The organism is Pseudarthrobacter sulfonivorans, assembly GCF_024391045.1.
Classification (GTDB): Bacteria; Actinomycetota; Actinomycetes; order Actinomycetales; family Micrococcaceae; genus Arthrobacter; species Arthrobacter sulfonivorans_B.
In genome coordinates this window covers 87,177-108,653 of the sequence record NZ_JANFCZ010000013.1, presented here as the reverse complement: position 1 = coordinate 108,653, position 21,477 = coordinate 87,177, and the positions used below count along the sequence as shown (strand labels likewise).

The following is a 21,477-nucleotide window of genomic DNA, read 5'->3' as shown; positions in this document are numbered from 1 at the left end:
TGGCCAGCCCGGCCAGGGAGCCCACCACGGTGCCGTTGATCCGGATGAACTGCAGGTCCTTGCCCACCTGGAGTTCGATCTTCTGGGAAGTTTCCTCGGCGTCCCACCGCGCCACGGTATCGGTGATGACGCCGGCGATGTCCGAGCGGTACGTCCGCACCAGGTACCCGGCTGCGTCGCCGATCCACGCGTTGACCTTGCCGGCCAGCTCCGGATCAACCACCAGTCGGGTGCCGAAGTCGTGCACGGCGGCCTTGAACTTGATGGTCAGCTCGCTGTGGGGATCGTCGACGGCGCCGAGCAGCGCCGCCTTGATGGTGCCCCAGGTGCGGGACGCCAGTTCGCGGACCTCCGGATCGCCCAGCACTTGTGCCTTGATGCCTTCGGCCCGGGCGATCATCACCGGATCGTGCTGCAGGTCCTGCGCGAGCGAGGTGAGGTAGGTGTCAATGGACTGCCGGACCTGGTGCTGCGGATCGGCCTGCACGGCCTTGGTGAACTTGAGGATTTCCAGGTACACCTTGTCGCCCACGAGCCCGTCCACGAACTGCGGGACCCACTGCGGCGACCGGTCAGAGACCAGCCTGCTCACGGTTTCATGGTTGTCCCGGACCCAGTCCACCGTCCGGTCCACCAGCAGGTCCACCAGGGTGTGGTGGTGGCCGTCGGCGAAGATCCGGGCGGCGAGCCTGCCCACGGGAGGCCCCCACGGCGGCGCGAGCAGGTGCTTGCGGACCATCGACTCGATAACGGCCTGGACGTCGTCGTCGTTCAGTACCTTGAAGGCACCGCGGATGACGGCGGCACCCTCCTTGGCTACCCGCTCGGCGCCGCCGGGGCCGGACAGCCACGCACCCGCCTTCCGAGCCACGTCCACCGACGCGAGCTTCTCCTGGACAACCTCCTCGGAAAGGAAGTTGGTTTCCACGAACTCGCCCAGCGACGCCCCGATCTGGTCCTTGCGGCGCGGGATAATGGCGGTGTGCGGGATCTTGATGCCCATGGGGTACTTAAACAGCGCGGTCACGGCGAACCAGTCGGCCAGCGCGCCCACCATGCCGCCCTCCGCCGCGGCGCGGACGTACTGCAGCCACGGGTAGTCCTTCTGCAGGGCGAAGGCGAACACAAAAATGACGGCCATGGCAAGGAGGAGTGCCAGCGCCAGCATTTTCATCTTCCGCAGCGCTGCCGCCTTTTCGGCGTCGCCGGCACTGGGTTGCTGACCGACGACGGCGGCCCCCGCCTTCCGTCCGGGCGGCACGGGGACTGTCGGTTGCGGCGGGGCCTGCCGGGTAGTTGGCTCAGAGTTCACCTGCATGTGCCCAGCCTAGTCCCGTGTGCCCTGCCCCGGTCCGCTAGCGTGTCCTCATGACATTCGATGAGTCTGTGCCGGACCGGCCACTGGTTTATGCTCACCGCGGCGCCAGCGCTGCCTTTGCTGAACACACCCGCGCCGCTTACCTGCAGGCCATCGCCGACGGCGCGGACGGGGTGGAGTGCGACGTCCACCTCACCCGCGACCAGCACGTCATCCTGCTCCATGATGCCAACCTGGACCGCACCTCGGACGGGACCGGGCCGGTGGCGGACCGCACCCTGGCCGACCTGCGGCAGCTGGATTTTTCGTCGTGGAAAGGCGTCCGGATCCCCGAAAAGTACGGCGCCCGATCAGAGCAGTTCCTGACGCTGCCCGAACTCCTGGACATCCTCCGCGGCGCGGGTCGGCCGATGGGACTTGCCATAGAACTGAAACACCCGAGCCCCTACCAGCTGAAACTGGAGGACCGGGTGCTCGAAGTGCTCCGGGCTGAAGGGTGGGACGGCGCGACCTCCACCGTGGACAACATCAGCATCTCCTTCATGAGCTTCAGCCCGGATTCGGTGAAGCACCTGCTGAAGAAGGTTCCGGCCGAGCACATCTGCCAGCTGGTGGATGACATCGACGTCGACGAAATCCGGGACGAGCTGAGCCTGGGCACCATCGCGGGCGCCGCCGTCGCCAACGTGATGAAGGCCGCCCAGCTGGAAGGCGAGAGAATCCTGGACGACTGCGAGGTGGGGCTCGCGGGGCCTGGAATCATCTACATCCGCGAACATGCCCGCACCGTCCAGCGCTGGCTGGAATCCGGCCGCCGCTTCCGCGTCTGGACCGTGGACACCGAACGCGATGTGGCCCTGTGCCAGGGGCTGGGCATCCACGAGGTCACCACCAACAAACCGGCCCGGGTGCTGGCACAACTCCAATCGAGCAGCCCCCAGGCCCTGCGTTCCTGAAGGGCGGCCGGTACCCCGGCGTGCGCGCTGTTTTAGCCGCTAACGTCCCGTTTAGCGGCGGACGTTCCGCTGTGATTGAGTGGAACCATGTCATTTCGCTGGTCCCGTCAGACCGTCCAAACCCTCTCCGCGGCCGCCATGAGCACGCTGCTGCTGGCCAGCGCCATGAAACATTTCCGCCAGCCGCGCTTCTTCGCCCAAATGGTCCCGGACTACCTCTGCCGCGACGCTCCGGACAGCACCGGTGAGGCGCCTGGCGCCGGCGCGGGCAGCGCTGGCGGCGCTGTAGGAACGGACGCAACTTCCGACGGCGGCGGGCGCCCTTGGGCGGTCATGACCCGCGCGGAGTGGATTGCGGTGAGCGGCCTGCTCGAGGCGGGTGCCGCCGTCGTACTCCTGATCCCGGCCACGCGCCGGGTGGCGGCCACCGCAGTTGCCGGAATGTTCACGGTGTTCCTGGCCGGCCACGTGGATGCCCTCCGCCGCGCGTACGGCCCCGCGGGCTCGCCGTCGCAGCGCACGGCACACACCGTCAGGCTTCCTGTTCAGCTCCCGCTCATCCTGTGGGCCTGGAGCCTGCGGACAGCCCCCGGCCGGCCGAAACAGTGAAGATCCTCGCGTCGCCTGCCGTCCGGGTGGGCGTGTCCATCAGCATCGCCACCGGACTCTACGGGATTTCCTTCGGTGCCCTGTCCGTCACATCCGGCCTCGATTTCTGGCAGACCATGGCCCTGAGCCTGCTGCTATTCAGCGGTGGTTCCCAGTTTGCGTTCATTGGCGTGGTGTCCGGCGGCGGGTCCGGCGTTGCGGCGATGAGCGCAGCCACGCTTCTGGGCATGCGGAACGGCATCTACGGGATGCAACTGAATGCCCTCCTGCACCCGAGGGGATGGCGGCGATTTCTTGCCGCCCAAGTCACCATTGACGAGTCGACAGCCACCAGCACCGGGCAGACCGACCCCGCGGAGCAGAGGCGCGGATTCTGGACCGCGGGGATTGGCATCTACGTGCTCTGGAACCTGTTTACCGCGGTCGGGGCCCTCGCCGGCAGCGGCCTGGGAGACCCCAAGCAGTGGGGCCTGGACGGTGCAGCGGTTGCCGCTTTCCTCGCCCTCCTGTGGCCCCGGCTCAAGGGATTCGAGCCTGCCGCGATCGCCGTGGCGTGTGCATTGGCCACCGTCCTCGCCGTGCCCTTCGTTCCCGCCGGCGTGCCCATCCTCATCGCGGCCCTGGTGGCCGCCGTGATCGGCTGGTTCAGCCACGGACGCAGCGATGAAGGCCTCGAACCGGACGTTGATCCGTACCAGGAGCATCACGGCCACGGCGGCATCCGTGAGGCAGGCTCATGAATCTGTGGTTCTGGCTGCTGTTGGCGTGCGTCCTCGCCTACGCATGGAAGCTGATGGGTTACCTGGTCCCGGCGAAGCTCCTGGAAAACCCGCGAATGTCCCGGGTGGCAGGGACCATGACCATCGGCCTGCTCGCCTCCCTGACCATCGTCAATACCGTGGCGTCCGGGCAAACGCTGACCGCTGACGCCAGGCTGGGAGCCCTCGGCGCTGCGGCAGTTGCGTTGGCTTTCCGCGCGCCGTTCCTCCTCGTGGTCATCATCGGCGCTGCCACCGCTGCCCTCCTGCGGTTAATTGGCTGGAACTGAGTGCAAAACCTAGTGGTGTGCGGCACAACGGCTGTAGCATGAATCTGGCTATGCAGTTGGCCATGGATTCCCACGAGAGCACCGACCATGGAAATGAACCTGCACGTAGCCCGGGCCAGACCCGGCCCGCCCCGTCACCCCAACGCCGCCGGATGGCGCGCCGGCCTGCCCGTCAAGCGCTTCTTCACCCGGTTCAGGTCCCTCTCCGACTTGCCGCCTGAGGACCTTGACATCCTCTCGGAACGCATAAGACTGGCCATGGACGTCACTCAGGAGCCAGGCATGGCCGCGCTGCATGCTGCGGTCCGGGCCGAGCTCAACAACAGGGGAGCGCCGTCGGACGACTAAAGCCCCCCGACGAGGTTTAGCTGCGACTTGGCAGTTGCGGCCGGAGAGGAGCCAGGCCATGACCGAACAGGCGGAACACCAGGGAGCGGACGCCGAAGTCGGAGCCGATCCCAGGGACTCGGAATCGAAGTCCCGCCCCACCTATGACGCGAGCGGGTCCGAAGCCACCAGGGAAATGCGGGACACCTCCCGGCGGCGGCGTGACGCCGAGGAGAAGCTGCAGCAGCACCTGCGGGAGGCCAGGGAACACGTTCCCCACCACCACGGTGATGAGGAACGCGGTGCGCTTCAGACGGACGGGGATACACCCCCGGGAGCGATGCCGGGCTGAATCCCTTGGCAGTAGCCTTAGGCGGTCTGCTCATCCCCGGGGGCAGCTGTGCGCCGGGCACATTCTTCGACGGCGAGTTCGTACCACTCCTGCGCACCAAGATCAGGTGCAGGCGTATCGAGGTTCTGGTACAAGGCGTCCAGCAGATTGGCGAGATCTTCCGCGGGCAGCGTGGGAAGGACTTCTTCCGGTCCGCGCGGATCGTTGATGACTTGGGAAAGCTTCGAATGATTCATGGCAGCCTCACGAGTTCCGGTGGAATGCCAAGAGTATGGTTCATTTTTGTCTCCTCTGGTGGTTCAGAGGCTGGCTGCGTAACCCAACTCGAGTTTAGGCCACCGGGTCGGGACGCACAATGCCATGGACTACCTGTGCCCCTGTACCTGCGGCGCAGGCAGCGGGACGAAGGCAGGCAGGGGGCGCCCGGTCCGTTCGGTGCGGATGGCGTCCTCGATGAGCGCCACCGGACGGCGCCAGGCATCGGAACCGGGTTCCATGGTGTCCACCACGCCGATCAGCATGGCGAGCAAGCGGAACATGTCCGTCATGGAAATATCGGAACGCAGGGTCCCTTGTCCCTGTCCCCTGACCAGCAGGACACCGATGGATTCCATCAGGGATCCCGTGATCCCCGTGAGGAGTTCGCGGCGCCCGGCAACTGCGCCGAGCAGATTGGCGTCGGTGCTCGCGGCGGCCATAATCGCCTCGATGACGCGGAGCAGCCCCGCCGCGGCGTCCATGCCCGCCAGCGCCTCGACCATGACCGGGTCCACAGTCTCCCGCAGCTGGCGGTTGAGGGCGGCCAGGACCAGTTCCTCTTTGTCGGCGAAGTTCCGGAACAGGGTGGCAGGCCCCACTCCCGCGGTAGCAGCGATGGTCTGCAGGGGAACATCCGGGCCATGCTCGCGGAAGCACTGGCGCGCGGCCAGGATGATCTTGTCCACGTTCCGGGCAGCGTCTGCGCGTAGTGGCTTGCGGACGACAGCAATGCTCATTCGATCAGGTTAGCAACGCCGCAGGCCACGAACGTGGTTACCGGAGGGTAGCCGGTTATGTGACGATCCTTGGCCTTCCCCTGACCCGTTCCCGCAGCCGGTCGCATGACACACTTGCCCTATGTTGCTTGCATTTTCAGTTGCCCCGTCCGGTATGCCCGCCGGGGGAGCCCGCCCCGCCGACGCTTCAGTCCACGACGCCGTCGCTGCCGCGGTGAAGATCGTTCGGGAATCCGGGCTGCCTCATCAGACGGACTCGATGTTTACCACCATCGAGGGCGAATGGGACGAAGTGTTCGACGTCGTCAAGCGCGCCACCGAAGCCGTGGGGCAGTTCGGCAGCCGGGTCTCCCTGGTCATCAAAGCCGATATCCGTCCCGGATACACGGGTGAGCTCAAGGCCAAGGTGGAACGCCTCGAGAAGGCCATTTCGGGCGGTTCCTAGACCACTGCTCCTAGACCACTGCGTGGCCGCATGCCAGACTGTGGCCATGTTTGAGCACAAGACCCAGCCCGGGTGGGTGGCTGTGGAAGAATTCCTGACGGCAACTGTGGTGCACCCCGACGACGCGCTGCAGCGGGCCGTCAGTTCGGCCGTCGAAGCCGGGATGCCGCCCATTGAGGTAAGCCCCAATGCCGGCAAGTTCCTCCAGCTTCTTGTCCAGATTTCGGGCGCCCGGCGGGTGCTGGAGATCGGCACGCTCGCCGGGTTCAGCAGCATCTGGATGGCACGGGGACTGCCCGACGGCGGTCATCTGGTGACGTGCGAATACCTCGCCAAGCACGCGGGTATCGCCAGGGCCAACATCGAGGCGGCCGGGCTGGGCCACAAGGTTGACATCAGGGTGGGCGCAGCGCTGGACACCTTGGCAGCACTGCAGTCCGAGGGCCAGGAGCCCTTCGATCTTGTGTTCATTGACGCGGATAAGGAACACGACGCTGATTACCTCGACTGGGCTGTCCGCCTGGGCCGGCCCGGAACCGTGGTGGTCCTCGATAACGCAGTGTGGGAAGGGGCGGTCCTGGAACCCTCCATGGATGAGGTCAACGCGCCCGGGATCATCAGCGCACTGGAACTGCTCGGACAACACCCGGAGCTAGACGCCACTGTGATCCAGACCGTCGGCTCCAAGGGCTGGGACGGGTTTGCCCTGGCCCGGGTCCGGTGACGGGCGGAAAGGCCTGGAAGTGACTGAGGAGCGCAGAATTCCCAGGCTCGTGCGGTTGGTTTCGGCCGGATCAGACCTTGCCCCACTCGGCGCCCTGTTGGATGCCGTAGGGTCTGCTGCCGGGGACGTCCCGGCGCTGCTGGCCCTGGCCGGCGACGCGGGAAGAAACTGGCCGAAGCCGGGGCAGGGCGAAACCGGCCGACTGTGGGAGCTGCTCGCGTCGGTGGCCGGCGTGGATGTCGCCGCGGCCCGCGTTTTCGAGCCCCACCTGGACGCGCAGGCCATTCTGGACCAGGCCGGCCATCCGCCCGGCGAGCGGGGCGGCCTGTGGGGCGTTTTCGCGGCCGAGGGGCCAGGGACGCGTCTGGAAGCAAAGGCCGACGGCGGCGGCATCGTGCTGGACGGCGCCAAACCGTGGTGCTCGCTGGCGCCGCTCCTGGACCGGGCCATCATCACTGCGCATACCGAAACCGGAGGACGGGCCGCCTTTGCCGTGGATCTCCGGCACCCCGGCGTGACGTGTGAGGTGCCCGTGTGGGTGGCGCGCGGCCTGCGGGAAATTCCCAGCGGCACAGTCAAGTTCAACCGGGTGCCGGCAGCTCCTGTCGGCGGGGACGACTGGTATTTCAGCCGCCCTGGTTTTGCCTGGGGCGGCATGGGGGTGGCAGCCTGCTGGTTGGGCGGGGCGGTGGCTGTTGCCAGGGACTACCGGGAATCCTTGCGGGCCGCTGCCGTGACAGGCCGGGAAGCTGACCAGATCGCGCTGGCTGCACTCGGGGAGACGGACCGGATCCTGACGGCCGCCCTCCAGTACATGGGCCGCGTGGCTGAGCGGATCGATGGCGGGGGCCGCACCCGGGAGGCCGGGCTCAGCGCATGGAGCGAAGCGTTGCGCGTGCGCGGAACTGCAGCCGCCGCCGTCGAGCGTGTTCTTTCTTTGGTCAGCACGAACCGGGGACCAGGCCCGCTGGCGTTCGACGAGCCTTATGCCAAGCGCATGGCTGACCTGGCGCTGTACGTCCGCCAGCACCACTTCCTGCGGGACGATGCCCAGCTCGGAAAGCTGACGCTCGCCGGGGAGGACCCGTGGTGAACTTCTCGCACACGGACCCCGGAACGGACGAAAAGGACTGGGCTGCAAGCGGTCTGCCAGCCTTGGCTGAGCTGCCATTGGGGCCGCGGGAATTGAGCAGCATGCGGTTTGTGGTGCTGGCGGCCCACCCGGATGATGAAACCCTGGGCGCCGGCGGCCTCCTGTCACTTCTGCATTCCCTGGGCGCCGACGTCGACGTGCTGCTCTGCACTGCGGGCGAGCGCTCGCACCCTGACTCCACCACGACGACCCCGGAACAGTTGGCAGCCGTGCGGACAGAGGAATTCGGCTCCGCGATGGAAATTCTGGGGCTGGCCGGGCGCTGGCGATTCCTGGGGCTGTCTGACGGCGGCCTCAGCGAACGGACAGCAGAGATTTCCGCGCAGCTGAGGGCAGCTATCCGGAGGCCCGCCGGTCAGCCCGGAGAATCCGGAGCTTCGGGGCAGCCGCAGGAGCTTGTGATTGTGGCGCCTTACCGTGCTGACGGCCACCCGGACCACGAGGCGGCCGGCAAGGCCGCCGCTCAAGTGGCACTGGAAGATGGCCACGCCCTACTGGAATATCCCGTCTGGTACTGGCTGTGGGCCTCCCCGGAAGACACTGTATGGCGCTCGTGGGCGCGGCTTCCCCTCGGCCCTGAACAGCAGGCAAGCAAGTCAGCCGCCATGGGCGCCCATGCCAGCCAGACGAATCCCTTGTCTGCCCTGGCCGGCGACGAGGCGCTGCTTGGCGAAGGTTTCCTGAAACACTTCCAGCGCCGTTTTGAAACGTTTGCCTGGAGCCATGCCGTCCCGGCAAGCGCCGCCGGTGCGGAGTCGGTCCCGCCGCCGCACACGAGCGTGGAGGCGCAACGGATTTTTGATGCGGTGCACTCGGAGTCCGGTGACCCCTGGCGGTACACCACCCGTTGGTACGAGCGCCGCAAGCGCAACCTGACGCTCGCCGCCCTGCCACAGGAAAAGTACGGGTCGGGCCTCGAAATCGGCTGCTCCATCGGAACCCTGACCGCAGAGCTTGCCGGCAGGTGTGCCAGCCTGCTGGCCATTGACGCCAGCAGCACCGCCCTGAAACTCGCCGCCGAGCGACTTGCGCCCTTTCCCGGCGTCGCCACCCGGCAGATGACCCTGCCGGGTGAATGGCCCGAAGGCCGCTACGACCTCGTGGTCGTCTCCGAAGTGGGGTACTACCTCGCGCCGCCGGAGCTTGATCAGCTGCTGGAGCAGATCCGGTCATCCATGGCCCCCGGCGGCACGCTGCTGCTGTGCCATTGGCGGCACCCGATTTCAGGATGGGAGCTCGACGGCGACTCCGTGCACGCGATTGCCCGCAGCCTGTTGCGGTGGCCCACGGCCGGGTTGTACCAGGAGCGCGATTTTGTGCTGGAAACGCTGGTGGCGCCCGGCGGTCCCGCCCTGTTGGGCGCCTGAGATGGAGCGCATCAGGCAGGTAGCCGTGGTGATTCCGGTCCACAACGAAGAACAGCTGCTATCAGGCGCGCTCGCTGCCGTCCGCGAGGCAGCCGACGTCCTGCAGTCGCATCGGCCGGACGTAGGTGCGTCCATTCTCGTCGCGCTGGACAGCTGTATCGATGGTTCCGCGGCAGTCACAGCCCAAATGGCCGCGGAGGACAGGCGCATCAGTTCTTTGCAGGTAACGTTCCGCAGCGTCGGGGGAAGTCGGCGCGCAGGCAACCGGGCCGCCCTGCTGGCGAGCTACGGGCAGGGCCTCCCGTACGCTTCGCCGCAACTCTGGCTGGCCAACACGGACGCCGATTCCTCTGTTCCCGGGCACTGGCTGTTGCGCCAGGTGGAACTGGCCGACTGGGGGGCGGATGCTGTCCTGGGAACAGTGGAACCTGACCCGGCAGGGACAGAAAGCGAGCTGCTGCGGCGCTGGCATGCCCGGCACCGCTTGGGGGAGGACCATGCCCACGTGCACGGCGCCAACCTGGGGGTGCGGGCTTCCGCTTACGCGCTCGCCGGAGGCTTTCCTCGTCTTCGTTCCCACGAGGACCGGATGCTGGTGGACCGGCTCCGTAAAAACGGTGCCGCACTGTGGCCGACGGATACCATCCGCGTGCGGACTTCAGGACGGACCGAAGCCCGGGCGCCGCAGGGGTTCGGCACCTACCTGCTGTCACTCGCCCGGGAACCCGCGGCGCTGAACAACTGATCAATCCAAAGGCAAGCGGCGCTTGTTTGAGGAAATCCAGGGGGCCGACGACGACTGGGGGGACTGGCCTCGGTCTCAGAAGAGGCCACCTCGCCGCCGACCCCGCTTAACCCCGGGCCGCTGACGGCCCGGGAAACTCAGAAGGATCTACAACACAATTTTCACCCATCTTGTGGGTCCTGCCTAGTCCCGGCCGCTGCACGATACCCCGTTTCTTCCTGTCCGCTCTCCGCGCGGTATTTTTCACGCAGCTCCCGGCCGTGCCGGATGTCTTCCTCCTCCTGCTGCTGCAACTTCTCGCTCTTTTTCGTATCCCGCGGCGGCAACTGGAGGGTCTCCTCGGCCTCAATCCCGGCCTGGAGTTGCCGTCCGCGCTCCGTTTCGGCGTCGAACTCGGCTCCGAAAAGCAGGGACATGTTTAGGATCCACAGCCACAGCAGGGCGATGATCACGCCGCCGATTGCGCCGTAAGTCTTGTTGTAGCTGTTGGAGTATGAAATGTAGAAGCCGAAGGCCAGCGAGGCCACCAGGAACACCACCAGGGCGATGGCCGAGCCCATGCTCATCCAGCGGAACTTCGGCTGCTTTACGTTGGGGGTGGCGTAGTAGAGGATGGCGATTGCCGCGATGATCAGGACCAGCATCACCGGCCACTTGACGATGTTCCAGACGGACAGGAAGGCGCCGCCGAGCCCGATGAGGTTTCCGACGGATTCTGCCACAGGGCCGCTCAGCACGAGCATCGCTGCGATGACGACGACGATCAGCAAGTTCACGACCGTCACGCCGAGCATCGTGCCCCGCAGCTTCACGAACGGCCGGCCCTCATCGACCTCGTAGACCCTGTTCATTGCCCGGCCGAAGGCTCCGACGTAGCCGGAAGCGGACCAGAGTGCGGTGAGGAGGCCCAGGATGAAGGTGAGGCCGGCGGCCGCGGAGTTGGCCAGGTCCTCGACCACTGGACGGATCGTGTCAACGGTCTGGCCGGGGGCGAATCCCTGGACGATGTCGAGCAGTGCCGAGATGGTCTTTTGCGGGTCCCCGAAGATCCCGAGCAGGGACACCAGCGCCAATAGGGCCGGGAAGATCGAAAGCACTGAGTAGTAGGTGAGTGCCGCCGCGAGGTCCGGGCACTGATCCTTCGAGAATTCCCGAAGGGTCTTTTTTGCGATGTACTTCCAGGACGGTTTAGTGACGTCCGTGGGGCTCTTGGGTTTCCTGTCGTCGTCGGGCGCGGGAGCCTGACCGGCCTTGGCGGTGCTGGTTTCGGACGAATCGTGAGCGGCCATGATGAGTCCTCTCAGGTAGGTAATGGACAGGCCGGCCCTCCCGAAAAGGAAGACCGGCCTGACTGTCATGCTGCGCGCGGATTTCCGTACCCGTCACGTGTTCTGGACGTTCTCCTTGGCATCGGTGGCGCGGTCTTTGACATCGGCAGCGGCCAGTTGGCCTTCGGCTTTGACGTTTTGGGCAGCATCGGTGGCCGTAAGCTTGACGTTTTCCATGGCTTCGCGGGCTGGTTCTTTGAGTCCTTGGGCCATGTCTTTCGCGGCCTCGGTCAGTTCGGTAGTCATGGGCTCGGCGGCGGTTTTGAGAGCATCCGCTGCCTCGCGTTCCTTTTCGCTGGCGGGGATCAGGGCGGAGAGGAGCATGCCGGCGCCGAATGCGATCAGGCCTGCAGCCATGGGATTGCCCTGGGTTTTGGCCTTGACCTGCTGCGGGGCGTCGCTGATGGCCTCGCCCGCGTCGTGGAGGGCGTTTCCGGCATGATCGGTGCGGGCGTGGACGCCGGTGTGGGCGCGCGTGGTGAGGTCGTCTGCTGTTCCCATGACTTTCTCCTTCACGCCGAATACGGCGTCGCGGACTTTGCCGGTTTGGCGGTGGACGATGTTGGACGGGCTGACTTTGTCGGCCACGGCGTCCACGTTGGTGCCCAGGCGGGCGCGGGTTGCTTCAATGTCTGAACGGATTGCGTCCGGGTTCTCGCTCATCTTTTTACCTCACCGGGTTTCAGTGTTGGGGGGATTTCTGAGAGTGTTTGGCTGGTCTGGGGCATGCCCTTAACCGTTTTGAGTTCCTTCCGACCTGCGGAGGCCAGGACCGCGGCGATGATGGCCCAGACCACGGCGACGACGATGGCGGACCAGCCCAACCCAATCAGCTCGCCCAAGGCGTACCAAAGAGCGATCGAGAGGAACAGCAGGACGAAGTGCCCGGCGACGCCGGCGCCGGCCAGCATGCCGCCGCCTTTGCCGGTCTTGGACGCGGACTCCTTCAGCTCGGCCTTCGCGAGCTCCACTTCCTGACGCATCAGCGTGGACAGGTCGCGGGTGACCTCACCGAGCAGATCACCCAGCGAAGTGTTGTCCGCCTTAACGTGTGCCGCCGTGGGAGGAGGCTCCGGAATCTGGCTGCTCATCACAGCCTGCCATTCTGACCGTCCGCGGAACGGTCCCGGGTCAGGGGGTCCGTGGCCAGGGGATCGTCGGCGAGCGCCCGTTCCTGCAGCGGATCGCTGGCGAAGGGGTCATCTGACCACGGTTCCTCTGCGAGCTGTGGGCTGTCCAACGGGCTGGCGGGGCGGGAAGGCTCACCGTAGCTGCTTCCAGGAGCGCCACCGTCGAACCCCGCAGCGGTGGTGGCCGGCCCGGGCAGTTGGACCGGAGGCGGCTGGATGGTGCCGCCGGCCGGCGGTGTGTAGGCGCCGTCCGACGGCGGGTAGCCGCCCGGGCCCGCTGCGTGCTGGCCGCCTGTTCCGGTGTAGCCGGTATCCGCGTAGCCCTTGGCTGACTCGGGCGCACCGGCACTGAGGCTGCGGGTGAGCCGTCCCGCGAGGACGCCGGCGCCGGCGGCAAGGAGCAGGAAAGTTCCGGGACGCTGCCTTGCAAAGCTCTTGACTTCGTTCAGGAGTGATCCGGGGTCGCGGTTGTCCAGCCAAGCGGCCACGGCGGAGGATCGCTCTGCCGCCTGGCGGACAAGGTCCGTGGCCACCCCGGGCTGGTCCGATGCCCGGGCCATCGCGTGCAGCTCATCGGAAACTGACCGCAGGCCGGTGGCGACCTTCTGCTGCTGGGCACCGGCCTGATCCGTGAGGTCGCGACGTGCCTGGTACAGGAGGTCCTTCGCGTTGGCTTTCGCCTCGGACGCGACATTTGCGGCTTCCGTCTTGGCGGTTTCAGCCACGCTCTGGGCTGAATCGGCTGCGGTCCGGGCGACGTCTGCTGCCTCGCCCTTGACGGTATCCGTGCGGGACTCGCCAAGGCCGTCACCGGTGGGAGGTGCGGAAGGTGCCGGCGGGCTCGAGACTCCGCCGTTGGTGGCGGCTGGAGGGAATGTGCTGGCACCGCGTTCCGCGGTGAAGCTGGATTCTGCTGTGGATCCGGAAGGACCCGGAGAAGCCGTAAAAGTAGGGTCCTCGGGCCATTGGTTCTCTGTCATCTTCGCTCTCTCTTTCCAAAGAAGGCCGGTTGCTGAGCAAGAACCAGCCATGCTGGCCGTAAAATAGTAAGCATGGTTACTAACAAAAGATAAGTACCCTTGCTTTTTATTTTCAAACGAGTGACCTGATCAGCGGGTCCGAGATGCCGGCCAGTGTGCCGGGTGGGCCCGGCCGAAGCAAATGGAAAGAGGTGGGTAGCTTGGATATCGCACCCTGGGTTTGGATTGTCGTTGTCGTTATTGTGGTGGTCCTTCTCGTTGTGTTCCTGGTGACGGGCCGTCGACGCCGTGCCATGGAGCAGAAGCGTGACGAGGCGAACCGCGAAAAGGCAGCTGAAATGCGCCGTAAGGCTGAGGATGTGGAGCTGGAGGCGCGCGAGAAAGAGGCTCGGGCGAGCCGCGCCCGTGCCGACGCGGAGCAGGCCCAGGTTCAGGCCGCGCGGCTGAAGCAGGAGGCCGAGCAGAAATCCGTTGACGCGCGCTCCCTCCGCGAAGATGTGGTCAGGCACACCGAAAAGGCCAACGAAATTGACCCTGACGTTCGCACGGATGACGATGCAGTCGGGGGCCGGGAGCCGATGGCCCGCGACGCTATGAGCCGGGAGGACCTGACCCGGGACACCGTAAGCCGTGAGGGCATGGGTCGTGAACCTATGGGCCGCGACGCCGCCGATCGGGAAGCGTACGCGGCCGGCCGCTCGGACGCCTATCCGGATGACCGCAGGGAGGCGCTCGGGGTTGCCGCGAGCGATGCCAGGCAGGCTGAGCCGCCCATGGGAGATGTCCCGGAGGCGCAGCGGGCGGAAGGTGCCGAGCGACTCCAGGCCGAGGACCTTCGGCGTCGCCGCGACCGTACCGATGGCGACACGCCGCGCCCGGGAATCTAAGCTCGGACCTAAGCTCCCGAATTCCCCGGAACCTACGCAGCAGTACATCCGAGGGCAGTTGGCGGGCACGGTCCGCCAACTGCCCTCGGGGCATTGTTTAATAAGCAGGCTTATGATTTCCTACTTCTAAGTCTTGCCACAGGCTTTCGGACCAACACCCGGAGGACGCTGACAATGCCGGAAGTTCTCGCTGTCCTTACCCGAAATGCTGTTCCACCCAGCTTGCTGCCCGCGGACTTTGCCTCAAACACCCGGCCGTACCCGATCCTGCAACGGCCTTCCAGACAGGCCCCGCAAGAGCTGCCCGGGCAGACCCCGCAAGTGCAACAGCTGGTACTGGGCTATTTGGATCTCGCCGAAGCACTCGCGGCACGCTTCGAAGCCCGCGGCCGCGAGCGCGCCGACCTCAACCAGGTGGCCTACCTTGGCCTGGTGAAGGCCGCGAGGCGTTTCGATCGGAACAAAGGTGAAAGTTTTCCCGCATATGCCGCTCCCACTATTACCGGAGAACTGAAAAGGTACCTGCGGGACCGCGGCTGGATGGTGAGGCCGCCGCGGCATATCCAGGATTTGCGCTCGCGGCTCCTACGCGCAGAGCCGGAACTGGCGCAGGCCCTGGGGCGGAATCCCACGGTCGCCGAACTCGCGCAGCATCTGGACGCGGCTCCCGGCGAAGTACTGGAAGCGATCAACGCGTCCAGCAGCCTCCACCCTGACTCGCTCGACGCCGTCCCTCCCCACGGCGGCGCGCTGCCCCTCGCCGAAGGGCTTGCCTGCGCCGACACACCGCTTGAACGGCTGGAGGAACTTTCCTGCCTTCGGCAGGCGATGCAGGAATTGGACGCCGCAGACCGGGAGCTGTTGTACCGCCGGTACTTCTGCGAGGAGACGCAAGTGGAGATGGGTAGGCGCCTCGGCCTGACCCAGATGCAGGTTTCCCGCCGGCTGGCCCGCGTGCTGGTGGGTCTGCAGCGGCGGCTCCGGGACACTGGTCATTGGTCACCAGCCGCCGATTTGGGGTGAGCAACTAGGGTTGATGCATGACTGAAGCGGCACACGGGTAATGGCGAAGCGCGGCAAGTCAGGCGGCAGGAACAGCAGCCAGCGTTCGACGGCGGGCGTTGTCGAAGTGCCCAGGGGCACCCGCCCGGACGGTCCCGTCCAGGGCGTCTACTACATTGACACCGGCGACTGTGAGCTCATCGCCGACCAGGACAACTCCAACGGCTGGCTCCTGAAGATCAACGGCGTGATGAGCTCCCACATCGACCTCGCCGATCCGCTGTTCCTCGACTTTGAGTACATGCGCTGGATGGCTGCGCTGATTGAATCCCGGTGGCCGCCGAAGGCCGGGGCAAAGCTGCGCGGCCTGCACCTGGGCGGCGGCGCCTGTTCCCTGGCCCGGTACTTCCACGCCGCCTACCCGGACGCCCGGCAGGTGGTGGTGGAACTGGACGGCAAGCTCGCCGAATACGTCCGCGGCTGGTTCGACCTTCCCAAAGCGCCGCTGCTCCGGCTCCGTGTAGGGGAAGCCCGGGAAGTCACCGAGACACTGACGGCGGATTCCCGCGATTTCATCATCCGCGATGTCTTCGCCGGCTCACTGACCCCGCGGCCGCTCACCACCGCCGAGTTCACCGAACACATCAAACGCGTCCTCGCCCCGGGCGGCGTCTACGTGGTCAACTCGGGCGACGCCCCGGACCTCAGGAACGCCCGCGAGGACGCCGCCACCATCGCCGCCGCTTTCGAGCACACCGTCATCATCGCCGATCCCGCCATGCTCAAGGGCCGCCGCTACGGCAACATGGTGATGGCCGGCAGCGACACCCCGCTCGACGCTGATCCGCAACTGGCCCGCAGGCTCCTGGGCGGCGCCGTCCCGGCCCACATCTGGAACGACGCCCAGGTGCGGGCCTTTGCCGCCAGCTCCCAGGTCTGCCACGACCCCGCCGTGAACTAAGTCCTGCCCCTTCCCAGGAGGAACTCCCGGTGCGCCGCCGTCTGGTCCCGCAGGGCCTGGACGACGGCGGCCACCGCCGGGCGGCGCATCGAATCAGGCCGCAGGACCATCCAGTAGGGGAGCAGCTCGGCGAAGTCGTCGGGCAGCAGCCGCACCAGGTCATCATGCAGATCGCCCATAAAGCACGGCAGGAATCCGATGCCGGCCCCGGCACGCGTGGCTTCCACATGGACGAAGACGTTCGTTGACGTGAGGCCGTCCCGCATGGCCGGAACCAGCCGCCGCGGCGCGTCGAGGTCGTCCACCTGCAGCATGGAGTCCACAAAGTAGACCAGTGGATGCTCGGTCAGTTCCGCCACGCTCGCCGGGGTGCCGTGTTCGGCAAGATAAGCGCGTGAGGCGTACATCCCCAGCATGTATTCGCCCAGCCGGACGGCTTCGGCCCGATGGACCTGCGGTTCGCCCACCACCACCTCAATGTCCAGGCCCGAGCGCTGCTGCAGCGCCCGGCGCGTCATGGTCACCACTTCCACGACGAGCCCGGGGTGGTCCCGCCGCAACCGTGCCACCGCCGGCGCCGCAACATAGGCGCTGAAGCCGTCCGTCGCGGTCATGCGTACGACGCCGGCAATCGGGTCGGGTGCCTTTCCCGCCGGTCCCAGCGCGCTGACTGCCGCTTCCACCTGTTCGGCCACCCGGACTGCCTCCGTTCCGAGCTCCGTCAGTTCCCAGCCGCCCGCGGCGCGGGCCAGGACCCGGCCGCCCAATGCTTTCTCCAGCGCGGCTATGCGGCGTGAAACGGTGGTGTGGTTCAGGCCCAAAGCCTGCGCCGCCGTCGTAAATTTCCCCGAACGGGAGACTTCAAGGAGGACCAGCAGGTCGTCGGGGTTGGCGTTCATATCTGCAATTGTGCACACAGCAGGTGCTGCATTGGCCATTGAATGCGCAAGTTTGTGCAGTAATACTCGATGGAGCCATTAGTGCTGTGGATCACAGCACGTGTCAAAGTGGACACTAAGGAGAAACTCATGAGCGTAGAGCAGCGCTCGGCAGACAATGCCGCCGGACCCGCATCCAAGGGTTCCGGCCTCAAGAAAATCGTGGCCGCCTCGATGGTGGGCACGGTGGTGGAATGGTACGAATTCTTCCTCTACGCCACCGCCGCAACACTCGTCTTCGGCAAGTACTTCTTCCCCGCCACGGGCAACGAGCTGGACGGCATCATCCAGGCCTTCATCACCTACGCGGTGGGCTTTGTGGCCCGCCCGCTTGGTGGTATCGTCTTCGGCCAGATCGGTGACAAGCTGGGCCGCAAGCCCACCCTCCAGCTCACCATCGTGATTGTCGGCGTGGCCACGTTCCTCATGGGCTGCCTCCCAGGCTTCGCTGACATCGGCTATGCAGCTCCGGCCCTGCTGGTCGCCCTGCGCTTCATCCAGGGCTTCGCTCTTGGTGGCGAATGGGGCGGCGCCGTGCTGCTGGTTGCAGAGCACAGCCCCAACAGCAAGCGCGCCTTCTGGTCCAGCTGGCCGCAGGCCGCCGTGCCCGTGGGTAACCTGCTCGCCACGCTTGTGCTGTTCATCATGTCAACCACGCTGAGCCCGGAGGCGTTCCTCGGCTGGGGCTGGCGCGTAGCATTCTGGCTCTCCGCCGTGATCGTGTTCGTTGGCTACTACATCCGCACCCACGTCACCGAAGCCCCCATCTTCCTCGAAGCCAAGGCCCTCGTGGAGAAGGAACAGGCCGTCAGCTATGGCGTCTTCGAGGTGGTGCGCAAGTACCCCAAGGGCATCCTGCAGGCCATGGGACTCCGCTTCGCCGAGAACATCATGTACTACCTGGTGGTCAGCTTTGCGATCGTCTACCTCAAGAGCGTGCACAAGTACGACACGTCCTCGCTCCTGCTGGCACTGCTGATCGCGCACGTCATCCACTTCCTGATCATTCCGCAGATTGGCCGCCTTGCAGACTCCGTGGGACGCAAGCCCGTCTACCTCATCGGTGCCATCACCGGCGCTGCCTGGCCGTTCTTCGCCTTCCCCATGTTCGACACCCGCAACGCCATGGTGATCGTCCTTGCCGTGACCATCGGCCTGTGCCTGCATGCCTTTATGTACGCCGGCCAGCCTGCCATCATGGCTGAGCTGTTCCCCACCCGGATGCGCTACTCGGGCGTCTCGCTGGGTTCGCAGGTCACGTCCATCTTCGCCGGTTCCCTGGCTCCGCTGCTGGCCACCCAGTGGCTCAAGGACACCGGCTCCTGGGTCCCCACCGCCATCTACTTGGTGGTTGCCTGCGCCATCACCGCGGTAGCCGTGCTGAGCCTGAAGGAGACCAAGGGCATCGCGCTGGAGGAAGTGGACAAGGCCGACGCCGCCCGCGAAGGATTGCTCCCGGCCAGCTCACGCTGAACCGCTTGAACAGCCTTAACCGCGAAGCCTGATGGAACTGAACACGATGGGAACCGGATCTGCAATGGAAAACACACTGAACGGCCGCAAGGCAGTTGTCACCGGCGGCGCCAGCGGAATCGGCGCAGCGTGTGTCCGGGAGCTCGCCGCCCGCGGCGCGAAGGTGGTGGTTGCCGACGTCGACGCCGCCGGCGCTGCCGCACTCGCTGACGAAGTGGGCGGCACCTCCTGGGCTGTTGACCTGCTGGACGTGGACAGGCTCAGCACCCTGAGCCTGGACTGCGACATCCTGGTGAACAACGCCGGGATCCAGCGGATCAGCCCCATCGAGGATTTTGATCCCGTGGAATTCCGCCGGATCATCGCCCTCATGCTGGAGGCGCCGTTCCTGCTGATCCGGGCCGCATTGCCGCACATGTACACCAACGGGTTTGGGCGCATCATCAACCTGTCCTCGGTGCATGGCATCCGTGCCTCCCCGTTCAAGAGTGCGTACGTATCCGCCAAGCACGGCCTGGAAGGGCTGAGCAAGGTGACGGCGCTTGAGGGCGGGGACCACGGCGTCACCTCCAATTGTGTGAACCCGGGCTATGTCCGCACGCCGCTGGTGGAGAAGCAGATCACTGATCAGGCCAAGGTCCACGGGATCCCTGAATCGGAGGTGCTGGCCAAGGTCATGCTCACCGAGTCCGCCATCAAGCGGCTGGTGGAACCGGCCGAAGTGGCATCGCTGGTGGCCTGGCTGGCGTCCGATCACGCCGGCATGGTGACAGGGGCCAGCTACACCATGGACGGCGGCTGGTCAGCCCGCTGACCTCCCGCCCGAAGAGTTTTTGTCCAGATAACGCACCCAAATACCCGTGAACGCGCGTTATCTGGACAAAAACTCAGTCCTGCGGCCTCAGGTGGCGGTGGTCGTAGTAGAACACTCCCGCCGCGGCGCTCAGTTCCACGGACGGACCGCGGTGGGACACCACGATCCCTTCCTGCCGGCCGTTGAAGGGGTCGTCTCCCACCACCGCATCGCCCACCCGGTAGGGGGACCTCGGGCCGGTAGCCGCGAGTGCCCGCCGCCAGGCCCCGGCGATGAGCGTGGAAAGTCTGACGGGCCTGCCCATACTCGCCAGGTCCTGGACATGTGCTTTCACCATGCGAACCACTCCTCGAAGCGGCGTGGAGCCGCCTGCTATGGTGCGGTAGCCGGAAGCTCCCAGCAGAGGATGGTCCTCATATTCCTGGCTGGCACCTTAGAAGAACGCTATGGGCTATTCACACCAGTCACACCAGTAACATGTACTCGAGTTTGTGCGGCGCCGGTACTTAGGCGAATGAAGTAATTTTCCCGGCCGCCTGCGCCGTGTACTGCGCCGCTTTCTCAGGGCCGGGTCTTGAGGATTTCCCCGGCGTTGTCGTAGGCCCAGGCCACCAGGGGAACGAGCAGGGCCGTCAGTTCATAGCCGCGGTCGGTGAGGCTGTAGTCCACCCGGGGCGGAATCACCGGCCGGGCATGGCGGTGCACCAGGCCGTCATTCTCGAGTGTTTTCAGGGTCTGTGCCAGCATCTTCTCGCTGATGCCTTCGGCCCGGCGCCGGAGTTCGCTCCACCGCTGTTCACCTTCGGAGAGTGCCACCAGGATCAGCACTCCCCATTTGCTGGTGATGTGGTCCAGCACCGTCCGGCTGGGGCACCCGGCGGGGAACACGCCGTCGGCAAAGCCTGCGGGCAGGCGGGCCGGAAATGTCTGTGCTTCCATGCCCCTAACTTACCAAAAGGTGAGTACCTAACTTCAAAGTGCGTACTCTCCGGTGGGAAGTAATTGTCGAAGGGGCTCGTTGTGCAGGATGACCCCCTTTGCAGATGGTGAAAGGAACACCCATGAGCATCGTTATTACCGGAGCAACCGGACAGCTTGGCCGCCACGTCGTCGAAGCCCTCCTGGAGCGCAACGTTCCGGCCGCAGAGATTGTGGCCGCCGGGCGTTCCATTGGGAAGCTGGCCGACTTTGAAGCACGCGGCGTGCAGGTCAGGGCGATGGACTACACCGACGCCGCTTCCGTGGCGAAGGCCCTCGACGGTGCCACCAAAGTCCTGCTGATCTCCGGCAGCGAGGTGGGCCAGCGGGTTGAGCAGCACCGCACTGTCATCGATGCCGCCAAGGCCGCAGGCGTGGAGCTGCTGGCTTACACCAGCATCGCCAACGCCGGCACCACCGGCATGAAGCTGGCCGCGGAGCACCAGGCCACCGAGGACCTCCTCAAGGACTCGGGAGTTCCGTTCGTCCTGCTTCGCAACGGCTGGTACCTCGAAAACTACACGGAGCAACTGCAGGGAACGCTGGCTCAGGGTGCCCTCGCCGGCAGTGCCGGCGAAGGCAAGGTCAGTGCCGCGTCCCGCAAGGATTACGCCGAGGCCGCTGCAGCCGTCCTCGTGGCCGAGAACCAAGCAGGCAAGGTGTACGAGCTGGGCGGCGACCAGGCGTTCACGCTCCCCGAGCTGGCCCGGGAAATCAGCACCGCAGCCAACACCACCGTGGCTTACCAGGACCTCCCGGCCAGCGACTACGCCGGACTGCTAGCAGGTTTCGGCGTTCCGCAGCCCTTCGCTGACATCCTGGCCGACTCGGACCTCGGCATTGCCAGGGGCGATCTTATTGTCAGCGGCTCGGACCTTCGCCAGCTGATCGGCCGGCCCACCACGTCCATGCCGGAGGCCGTCCGCGCAGCCCTCGCCACCGCCTAA

Annotated in this window: 27 protein-coding genes; 17 read left to right on the top strand and 10 right to left on the bottom strand. The window is 65.9% G+C overall.

Annotated elements, in window-relative coordinates; translation table 11 throughout:
• On the bottom strand, positions 1 to 1,318 hold a 1,318-nt coding region (locus NQJ30_RS10805), incomplete at its 3' end, for a DUF445 domain-containing protein (protein WP_255769914.1).
• A gap of 50 nt (positions 1,319 to 1,368) precedes the next feature.
• Here NQJ30_RS10805 and NQJ30_RS10800 point away from each other — a divergent pair.
• From NQJ30_RS10800 to NQJ30_RS10775, 6 genes are all read left to right on the top strand, one after another.
• The gene (locus tag NQJ30_RS10800; RefSeq protein WP_255769913.1) at positions 1,369 to 2,274 is read left to right on the top strand and encodes a glycerophosphodiester phosphodiesterase; all 906 of its coding nucleotides are present in this window, start codon (positions 1,369 to 1,371) and stop codon (positions 2,272 to 2,274) included.
• Between the two features lie 87 nt (positions 2,275 to 2,361).
• Positions 2,362 to 2,883 (top strand): DoxX family protein, encoded by a 522-nt coding sequence (locus NQJ30_RS10795; protein ID WP_255769912.1) that lies wholly within the window; start codon positions 2,362 to 2,364, stop codon positions 2,881 to 2,883.
• On the top strand, positions 2,880 to 3,623 hold the full coding sequence (locus tag NQJ30_RS10790) for an AzlC family ABC transporter permease (RefSeq protein WP_255769925.1): 744 nt from the start codon (positions 2,880 to 2,882) through the stop codon (positions 3,621 to 3,623). The genes NQJ30_RS10795 and NQJ30_RS10790 overlap by 4 nt, the downstream gene beginning before the upstream one ends.
• A complete protein-coding gene (locus NQJ30_RS10785) occupies positions 3,620 to 3,931 on the top strand; it encodes an AzlD domain-containing protein (protein WP_255769911.1) in 312 nt (103 codons plus the stop codon). The genes NQJ30_RS10790 and NQJ30_RS10785 overlap by 4 nt, the downstream gene beginning before the upstream one ends.
• Before the next feature lie 93 nt (positions 3,932 to 4,024).
• Positions 4,025 to 4,279, top strand: a complete 255-nt coding sequence (locus tag NQJ30_RS10780) for a hypothetical protein (RefSeq protein WP_255769910.1) — start codon at positions 4,025 to 4,027, stop codon at positions 4,277 to 4,279.
• Positions 4,280 to 4,337: 58 nt separating this feature from the next.
• A complete protein-coding gene (locus tag NQJ30_RS10775) occupies positions 4,338 to 4,610 on the top strand; it encodes a hypothetical protein (protein WP_255769909.1) in 273 nt (90 codons plus the stop codon).
• Between the two features lie 17 nt (positions 4,611 to 4,627).
• On the opposite strand, the gene NQJ30_RS10770 is transcribed toward NQJ30_RS10775, so the two are convergent.
• Positions 4,628 to 4,846: a hypothetical protein gene (locus tag NQJ30_RS10770; RefSeq protein WP_255769908.1), complete on the bottom strand. Its 219-nt coding sequence runs from the start codon at positions 4,844 to 4,846 to the stop codon at positions 4,628 to 4,630.
• Between the two features lie 129 nt (positions 4,847 to 4,975).
• Positions 4,976 to 5,605 (bottom strand): TetR/AcrR family transcriptional regulator, encoded by a 630-nt coding sequence (locus tag NQJ30_RS10765; RefSeq protein WP_255769907.1) that lies wholly within the window; start codon positions 5,603 to 5,605, stop codon positions 4,976 to 4,978.
• Positions 5,606 to 5,726: 121 nt separating this feature from the next.
• On the opposite strand from NQJ30_RS10765, the gene NQJ30_RS10760 reads away from it, so the two are divergent.
• Genes NQJ30_RS10760 through NQJ30_RS10740 form a run of 5 tightly spaced genes read left to right on the top strand, consistent with a single transcriptional unit; the run spans position 5,727 to position 10,039 of the window.
• Positions 5,727 to 6,050: a thiamine-binding protein gene (locus tag NQJ30_RS10760; RefSeq protein WP_255769906.1), complete on the top strand. Its 324-nt coding sequence runs from the start codon at positions 5,727 to 5,729 to the stop codon at positions 6,048 to 6,050.
• A 46-nt stretch (positions 6,051 to 6,096) separates the two neighbouring features.
• Positions 6,097 to 6,774, top strand: a complete 678-nt coding sequence (locus tag NQJ30_RS10755; RefSeq protein ID WP_255769905.1) for an O-methyltransferase — start codon at positions 6,097 to 6,099, stop codon at positions 6,772 to 6,774.
• A gap of 19 nt (positions 6,775 to 6,793) precedes the next feature.
• A complete protein-coding gene (locus NQJ30_RS10750) occupies positions 6,794 to 7,867 on the top strand; it encodes an acyl-CoA dehydrogenase family protein (RefSeq protein ID WP_374113247.1) in 1,074 nt (357 codons plus the stop codon).
• The gene (locus tag NQJ30_RS10745) at positions 7,861 to 9,294 is read left to right on the top strand and encodes a PIG-L family deacetylase (RefSeq protein ID WP_255769904.1); all 1,434 of its coding nucleotides are present in this window, start codon (positions 7,861 to 7,863) and stop codon (positions 9,292 to 9,294) included. Before NQJ30_RS10750 ends, NQJ30_RS10745 begins: the two co-directional genes overlap by 7 nt.
• A gap of 1 nt (position 9,295) precedes the next feature.
• Positions 9,296 to 10,039: a glycosyltransferase gene (locus tag NQJ30_RS10740; RefSeq protein ID WP_255769903.1), complete on the top strand. Its 744-nt coding sequence runs from the start codon at positions 9,296 to 9,298 to the stop codon at positions 10,037 to 10,039.
• A 161-nt stretch (positions 10,040 to 10,200) separates the two neighbouring features.
• Here the strand turns inward: NQJ30_RS10740 and NQJ30_RS10735 are convergent, their stop codons facing one another.
• The 4 genes from NQJ30_RS10735 to NQJ30_RS10720 all read right to left on the bottom strand — a co-directional run bounded on the left by NQJ30_RS10735 (position 10,201) and on the right by NQJ30_RS10720 (position 13,477).
• The gene (locus NQJ30_RS10735) at positions 10,201 to 11,328 is read right to left on the bottom strand and encodes a YihY/virulence factor BrkB family protein (RefSeq protein ID WP_255769902.1); all 1,128 of its coding nucleotides are present in this window, start codon (positions 11,326 to 11,328) and stop codon (positions 10,201 to 10,203) included.
• Between the two features lie 93 nt (positions 11,329 to 11,421).
• The gene (locus tag NQJ30_RS10730) at positions 11,422 to 12,030 is read right to left on the bottom strand and encodes a DUF3618 domain-containing protein (protein WP_255769901.1); all 609 of its coding nucleotides are present in this window, start codon (positions 12,028 to 12,030) and stop codon (positions 11,422 to 11,424) included.
• On the bottom strand, positions 12,027 to 12,458 hold the full coding sequence (locus NQJ30_RS10725; protein ID WP_255769900.1) for a phage holin family protein: 432 nt from the start codon (positions 12,456 to 12,458) through the stop codon (positions 12,027 to 12,029). Before NQJ30_RS10725 ends, NQJ30_RS10730 begins: the two co-directional genes overlap by 4 nt.
• A complete protein-coding gene (locus NQJ30_RS10720) occupies positions 12,458 to 13,477 on the bottom strand; it encodes a hypothetical protein (RefSeq protein ID WP_255769899.1) in 1,020 nt (339 codons plus the stop codon). Before NQJ30_RS10720 ends, NQJ30_RS10725 begins: the two co-directional genes overlap by 1 nt.
• Positions 13,478 to 13,677: 200 nt before the next feature.
• Here NQJ30_RS10720 and NQJ30_RS10715 point away from each other — a divergent pair, with 200 nt between their 5' ends.
• The 3 genes from NQJ30_RS10715 to NQJ30_RS10705 all read left to right on the top strand — a co-directional run bounded on the left by NQJ30_RS10715 (position 13,678) and on the right by NQJ30_RS10705 (position 16,327).
• Positions 13,678 to 14,364, top strand: coding sequence for a hypothetical protein (locus NQJ30_RS10715; protein WP_255769898.1), 687 nt, complete (start codon positions 13,678 to 13,680; stop codon positions 14,362 to 14,364).
• A gap of 321 nt (positions 14,365 to 14,685) precedes the next feature.
• Complete coding sequence (locus tag NQJ30_RS10710) at positions 14,686 to 15,387, top strand: sigma-70 family RNA polymerase sigma factor (protein ID WP_255769897.1); 702 nt, start codon at positions 14,686 to 14,688, stop codon at positions 15,385 to 15,387.
• A 40-nt stretch (positions 15,388 to 15,427) separates the two neighbouring features.
• Complete coding sequence (locus NQJ30_RS10705) at positions 15,428 to 16,327, top strand: spermidine synthase (protein ID WP_255769896.1); 900 nt, start codon at positions 15,428 to 15,430, stop codon at positions 16,325 to 16,327.
• Here NQJ30_RS10705 and NQJ30_RS10700 read toward each other — a convergent pair.
• Positions 16,324 to 17,226 carry a LysR family transcriptional regulator gene (locus NQJ30_RS10700; RefSeq protein ID WP_255769895.1) on the bottom strand — a complete coding sequence of 301 codons (903 nt, stop codon included), beginning with the start codon at positions 17,224 to 17,226 and terminating at the stop codon, positions 16,324 to 16,326. The genes NQJ30_RS10705 and NQJ30_RS10700 overlap by 4 nt on opposite strands.
• Before the next feature lie 129 nt (positions 17,227 to 17,355).
• On the opposite strand from NQJ30_RS10700, the gene NQJ30_RS10695 reads away from it, so the two are divergent.
• Entirely contained in the window at positions 17,356 to 18,738 is a 1,383-nt protein-coding gene (locus NQJ30_RS10695) for an MFS transporter (RefSeq protein WP_255769894.1), read from the top strand.
• A gap of 64 nt (positions 18,739 to 18,802) precedes the next feature.
• A complete protein-coding gene (locus tag NQJ30_RS10690; protein WP_255769893.1) occupies positions 18,803 to 19,552 on the top strand; it encodes a 3-hydroxybutyrate dehydrogenase in 750 nt (249 codons plus the stop codon).
• 73 nt (positions 19,553 to 19,625) lie between these two features.
• Here NQJ30_RS10690 and NQJ30_RS10685 read toward each other — a convergent pair whose 3' ends face one another.
• Entirely contained in the window at positions 19,626 to 19,889 is a 264-nt protein-coding gene (locus NQJ30_RS10685) for a hypothetical protein (RefSeq protein ID WP_255769892.1), read from the bottom strand.
• Between the two features lie 224 nt (positions 19,890 to 20,113).
• Positions 20,114 to 20,491 carry a winged helix-turn-helix transcriptional regulator gene (locus NQJ30_RS10680; protein ID WP_255769891.1) on the bottom strand — a complete coding sequence of 126 codons (378 nt, stop codon included), beginning with the start codon at positions 20,489 to 20,491 and terminating at the stop codon, positions 20,114 to 20,116.
• A 122-nt stretch (positions 20,492 to 20,613) separates the two neighbouring features.
• Between NQJ30_RS10680 and NQJ30_RS10675 the strand changes: the two genes are divergently transcribed.
• Entirely contained in the window at positions 20,614 to 21,477 is an 864-nt protein-coding gene (locus NQJ30_RS10675; RefSeq protein ID WP_255769890.1) for an SDR family oxidoreductase, read from the top strand.

What these genes read in the sequence shown, in the direction of transcription:
- NQJ30_RS10765 (WP_255769907.1), bottom strand. Translation starts at nt 5,605, where the DNA reads ATGAGCATTGCTGTCGTCCGCAAGCCACTACGCGCAGACGCTGCCCGG.
- NQJ30_RS10695 (WP_255769894.1), top strand. Translation starts at nt 17,356, where the DNA reads ATGAGCGTAGAGCAGCGCTCGGCAGACAATGCCGCCGGACCCGCATCC.
- NQJ30_RS10770 (WP_255769908.1), bottom strand. Translation starts at nt 4,846, where the DNA reads ATGAATCATTCGAAGCTTTCCCAAGTCATCAACGATCCGCGCGGACCG.
- NQJ30_RS10720 (WP_255769899.1), bottom strand. Translation starts at nt 13,477, where the DNA reads ATGACAGAGAACCAATGGCCCGAGGACCCTACTTTTACGGCTTCTCCG.
- NQJ30_RS10700 (WP_255769895.1), bottom strand. Translation starts at nt 17,226, where the DNA reads ATGAACGCCAACCCCGACGACCTGCTGGTCCTCCTTGAAGTCTCCCGT.
- NQJ30_RS10740 (WP_255769903.1), top strand. Translation starts at nt 9,296, where the DNA reads ATGGAGCGCATCAGGCAGGTAGCCGTGGTGATTCCGGTCCACAACGAA.
- NQJ30_RS10725 (WP_255769900.1), bottom strand. Translation starts at nt 12,458, where the DNA reads ATGAGCAGCCAGATTCCGGAGCCTCCTCCCACGGCGGCACACGTTAAG.
- NQJ30_RS10680 (WP_255769891.1), bottom strand. Translation starts at nt 20,491, where the DNA reads ATGGAAGCACAGACATTTCCGGCCCGCCTGCCCGCAGGCTTTGCCGAC.
- NQJ30_RS10730 (WP_255769901.1), bottom strand. Translation starts at nt 12,030, where the DNA reads ATGAGCGAGAACCCGGACGCAATCCGTTCAGACATTGAAGCAACCCGC.
- NQJ30_RS10685 (WP_255769892.1), bottom strand. Translation starts at nt 19,889, where the DNA reads ATGGTGAAAGCACATGTCCAGGACCTGGCGAGTATGGGCAGGCCCGTC.
- NQJ30_RS10800 (WP_255769913.1), top strand. Translation starts at nt 1,369, where the DNA reads ATGACATTCGATGAGTCTGTGCCGGACCGGCCACTGGTTTATGCTCAC.
- NQJ30_RS10735 (WP_255769902.1), bottom strand. Translation starts at nt 11,328, where the DNA reads ATGGCCGCTCACGATTCGTCCGAAACCAGCACCGCCAAGGCCGGTCAG.
- NQJ30_RS10755 (WP_255769905.1), top strand. Translation starts at nt 6,097, where the DNA reads ATGTTTGAGCACAAGACCCAGCCCGGGTGGGTGGCTGTGGAAGAATTC.
- NQJ30_RS10760 (WP_255769906.1), top strand. Translation starts at nt 5,727, where the DNA reads ATGTTGCTTGCATTTTCAGTTGCCCCGTCCGGTATGCCCGCCGGGGGA.
- NQJ30_RS10690 (WP_255769893.1), top strand. Translation starts at nt 18,803, where the DNA reads ATGGAAAACACACTGAACGGCCGCAAGGCAGTTGTCACCGGCGGCGCC.
- NQJ30_RS10795 (WP_255769912.1), top strand. Translation starts at nt 2,362, where the DNA reads ATGTCATTTCGCTGGTCCCGTCAGACCGTCCAAACCCTCTCCGCGGCC.
- NQJ30_RS10675 (WP_255769890.1), top strand. Translation starts at nt 20,614, where the DNA reads ATGAGCATCGTTATTACCGGAGCAACCGGACAGCTTGGCCGCCACGTC.
- NQJ30_RS10785 (WP_255769911.1), top strand. Translation starts at nt 3,620, where the DNA reads ATGAATCTGTGGTTCTGGCTGCTGTTGGCGTGCGTCCTCGCCTACGCA.
- NQJ30_RS10780 (WP_255769910.1), top strand. Translation starts at nt 4,025, where the DNA reads ATGAACCTGCACGTAGCCCGGGCCAGACCCGGCCCGCCCCGTCACCCC.
- NQJ30_RS10775 (WP_255769909.1), top strand. Translation starts at nt 4,338, where the DNA reads ATGACCGAACAGGCGGAACACCAGGGAGCGGACGCCGAAGTCGGAGCC.
- NQJ30_RS10705 (WP_255769896.1), top strand. Translation starts at nt 15,428, where the DNA reads ATGGCGAAGCGCGGCAAGTCAGGCGGCAGGAACAGCAGCCAGCGTTCG.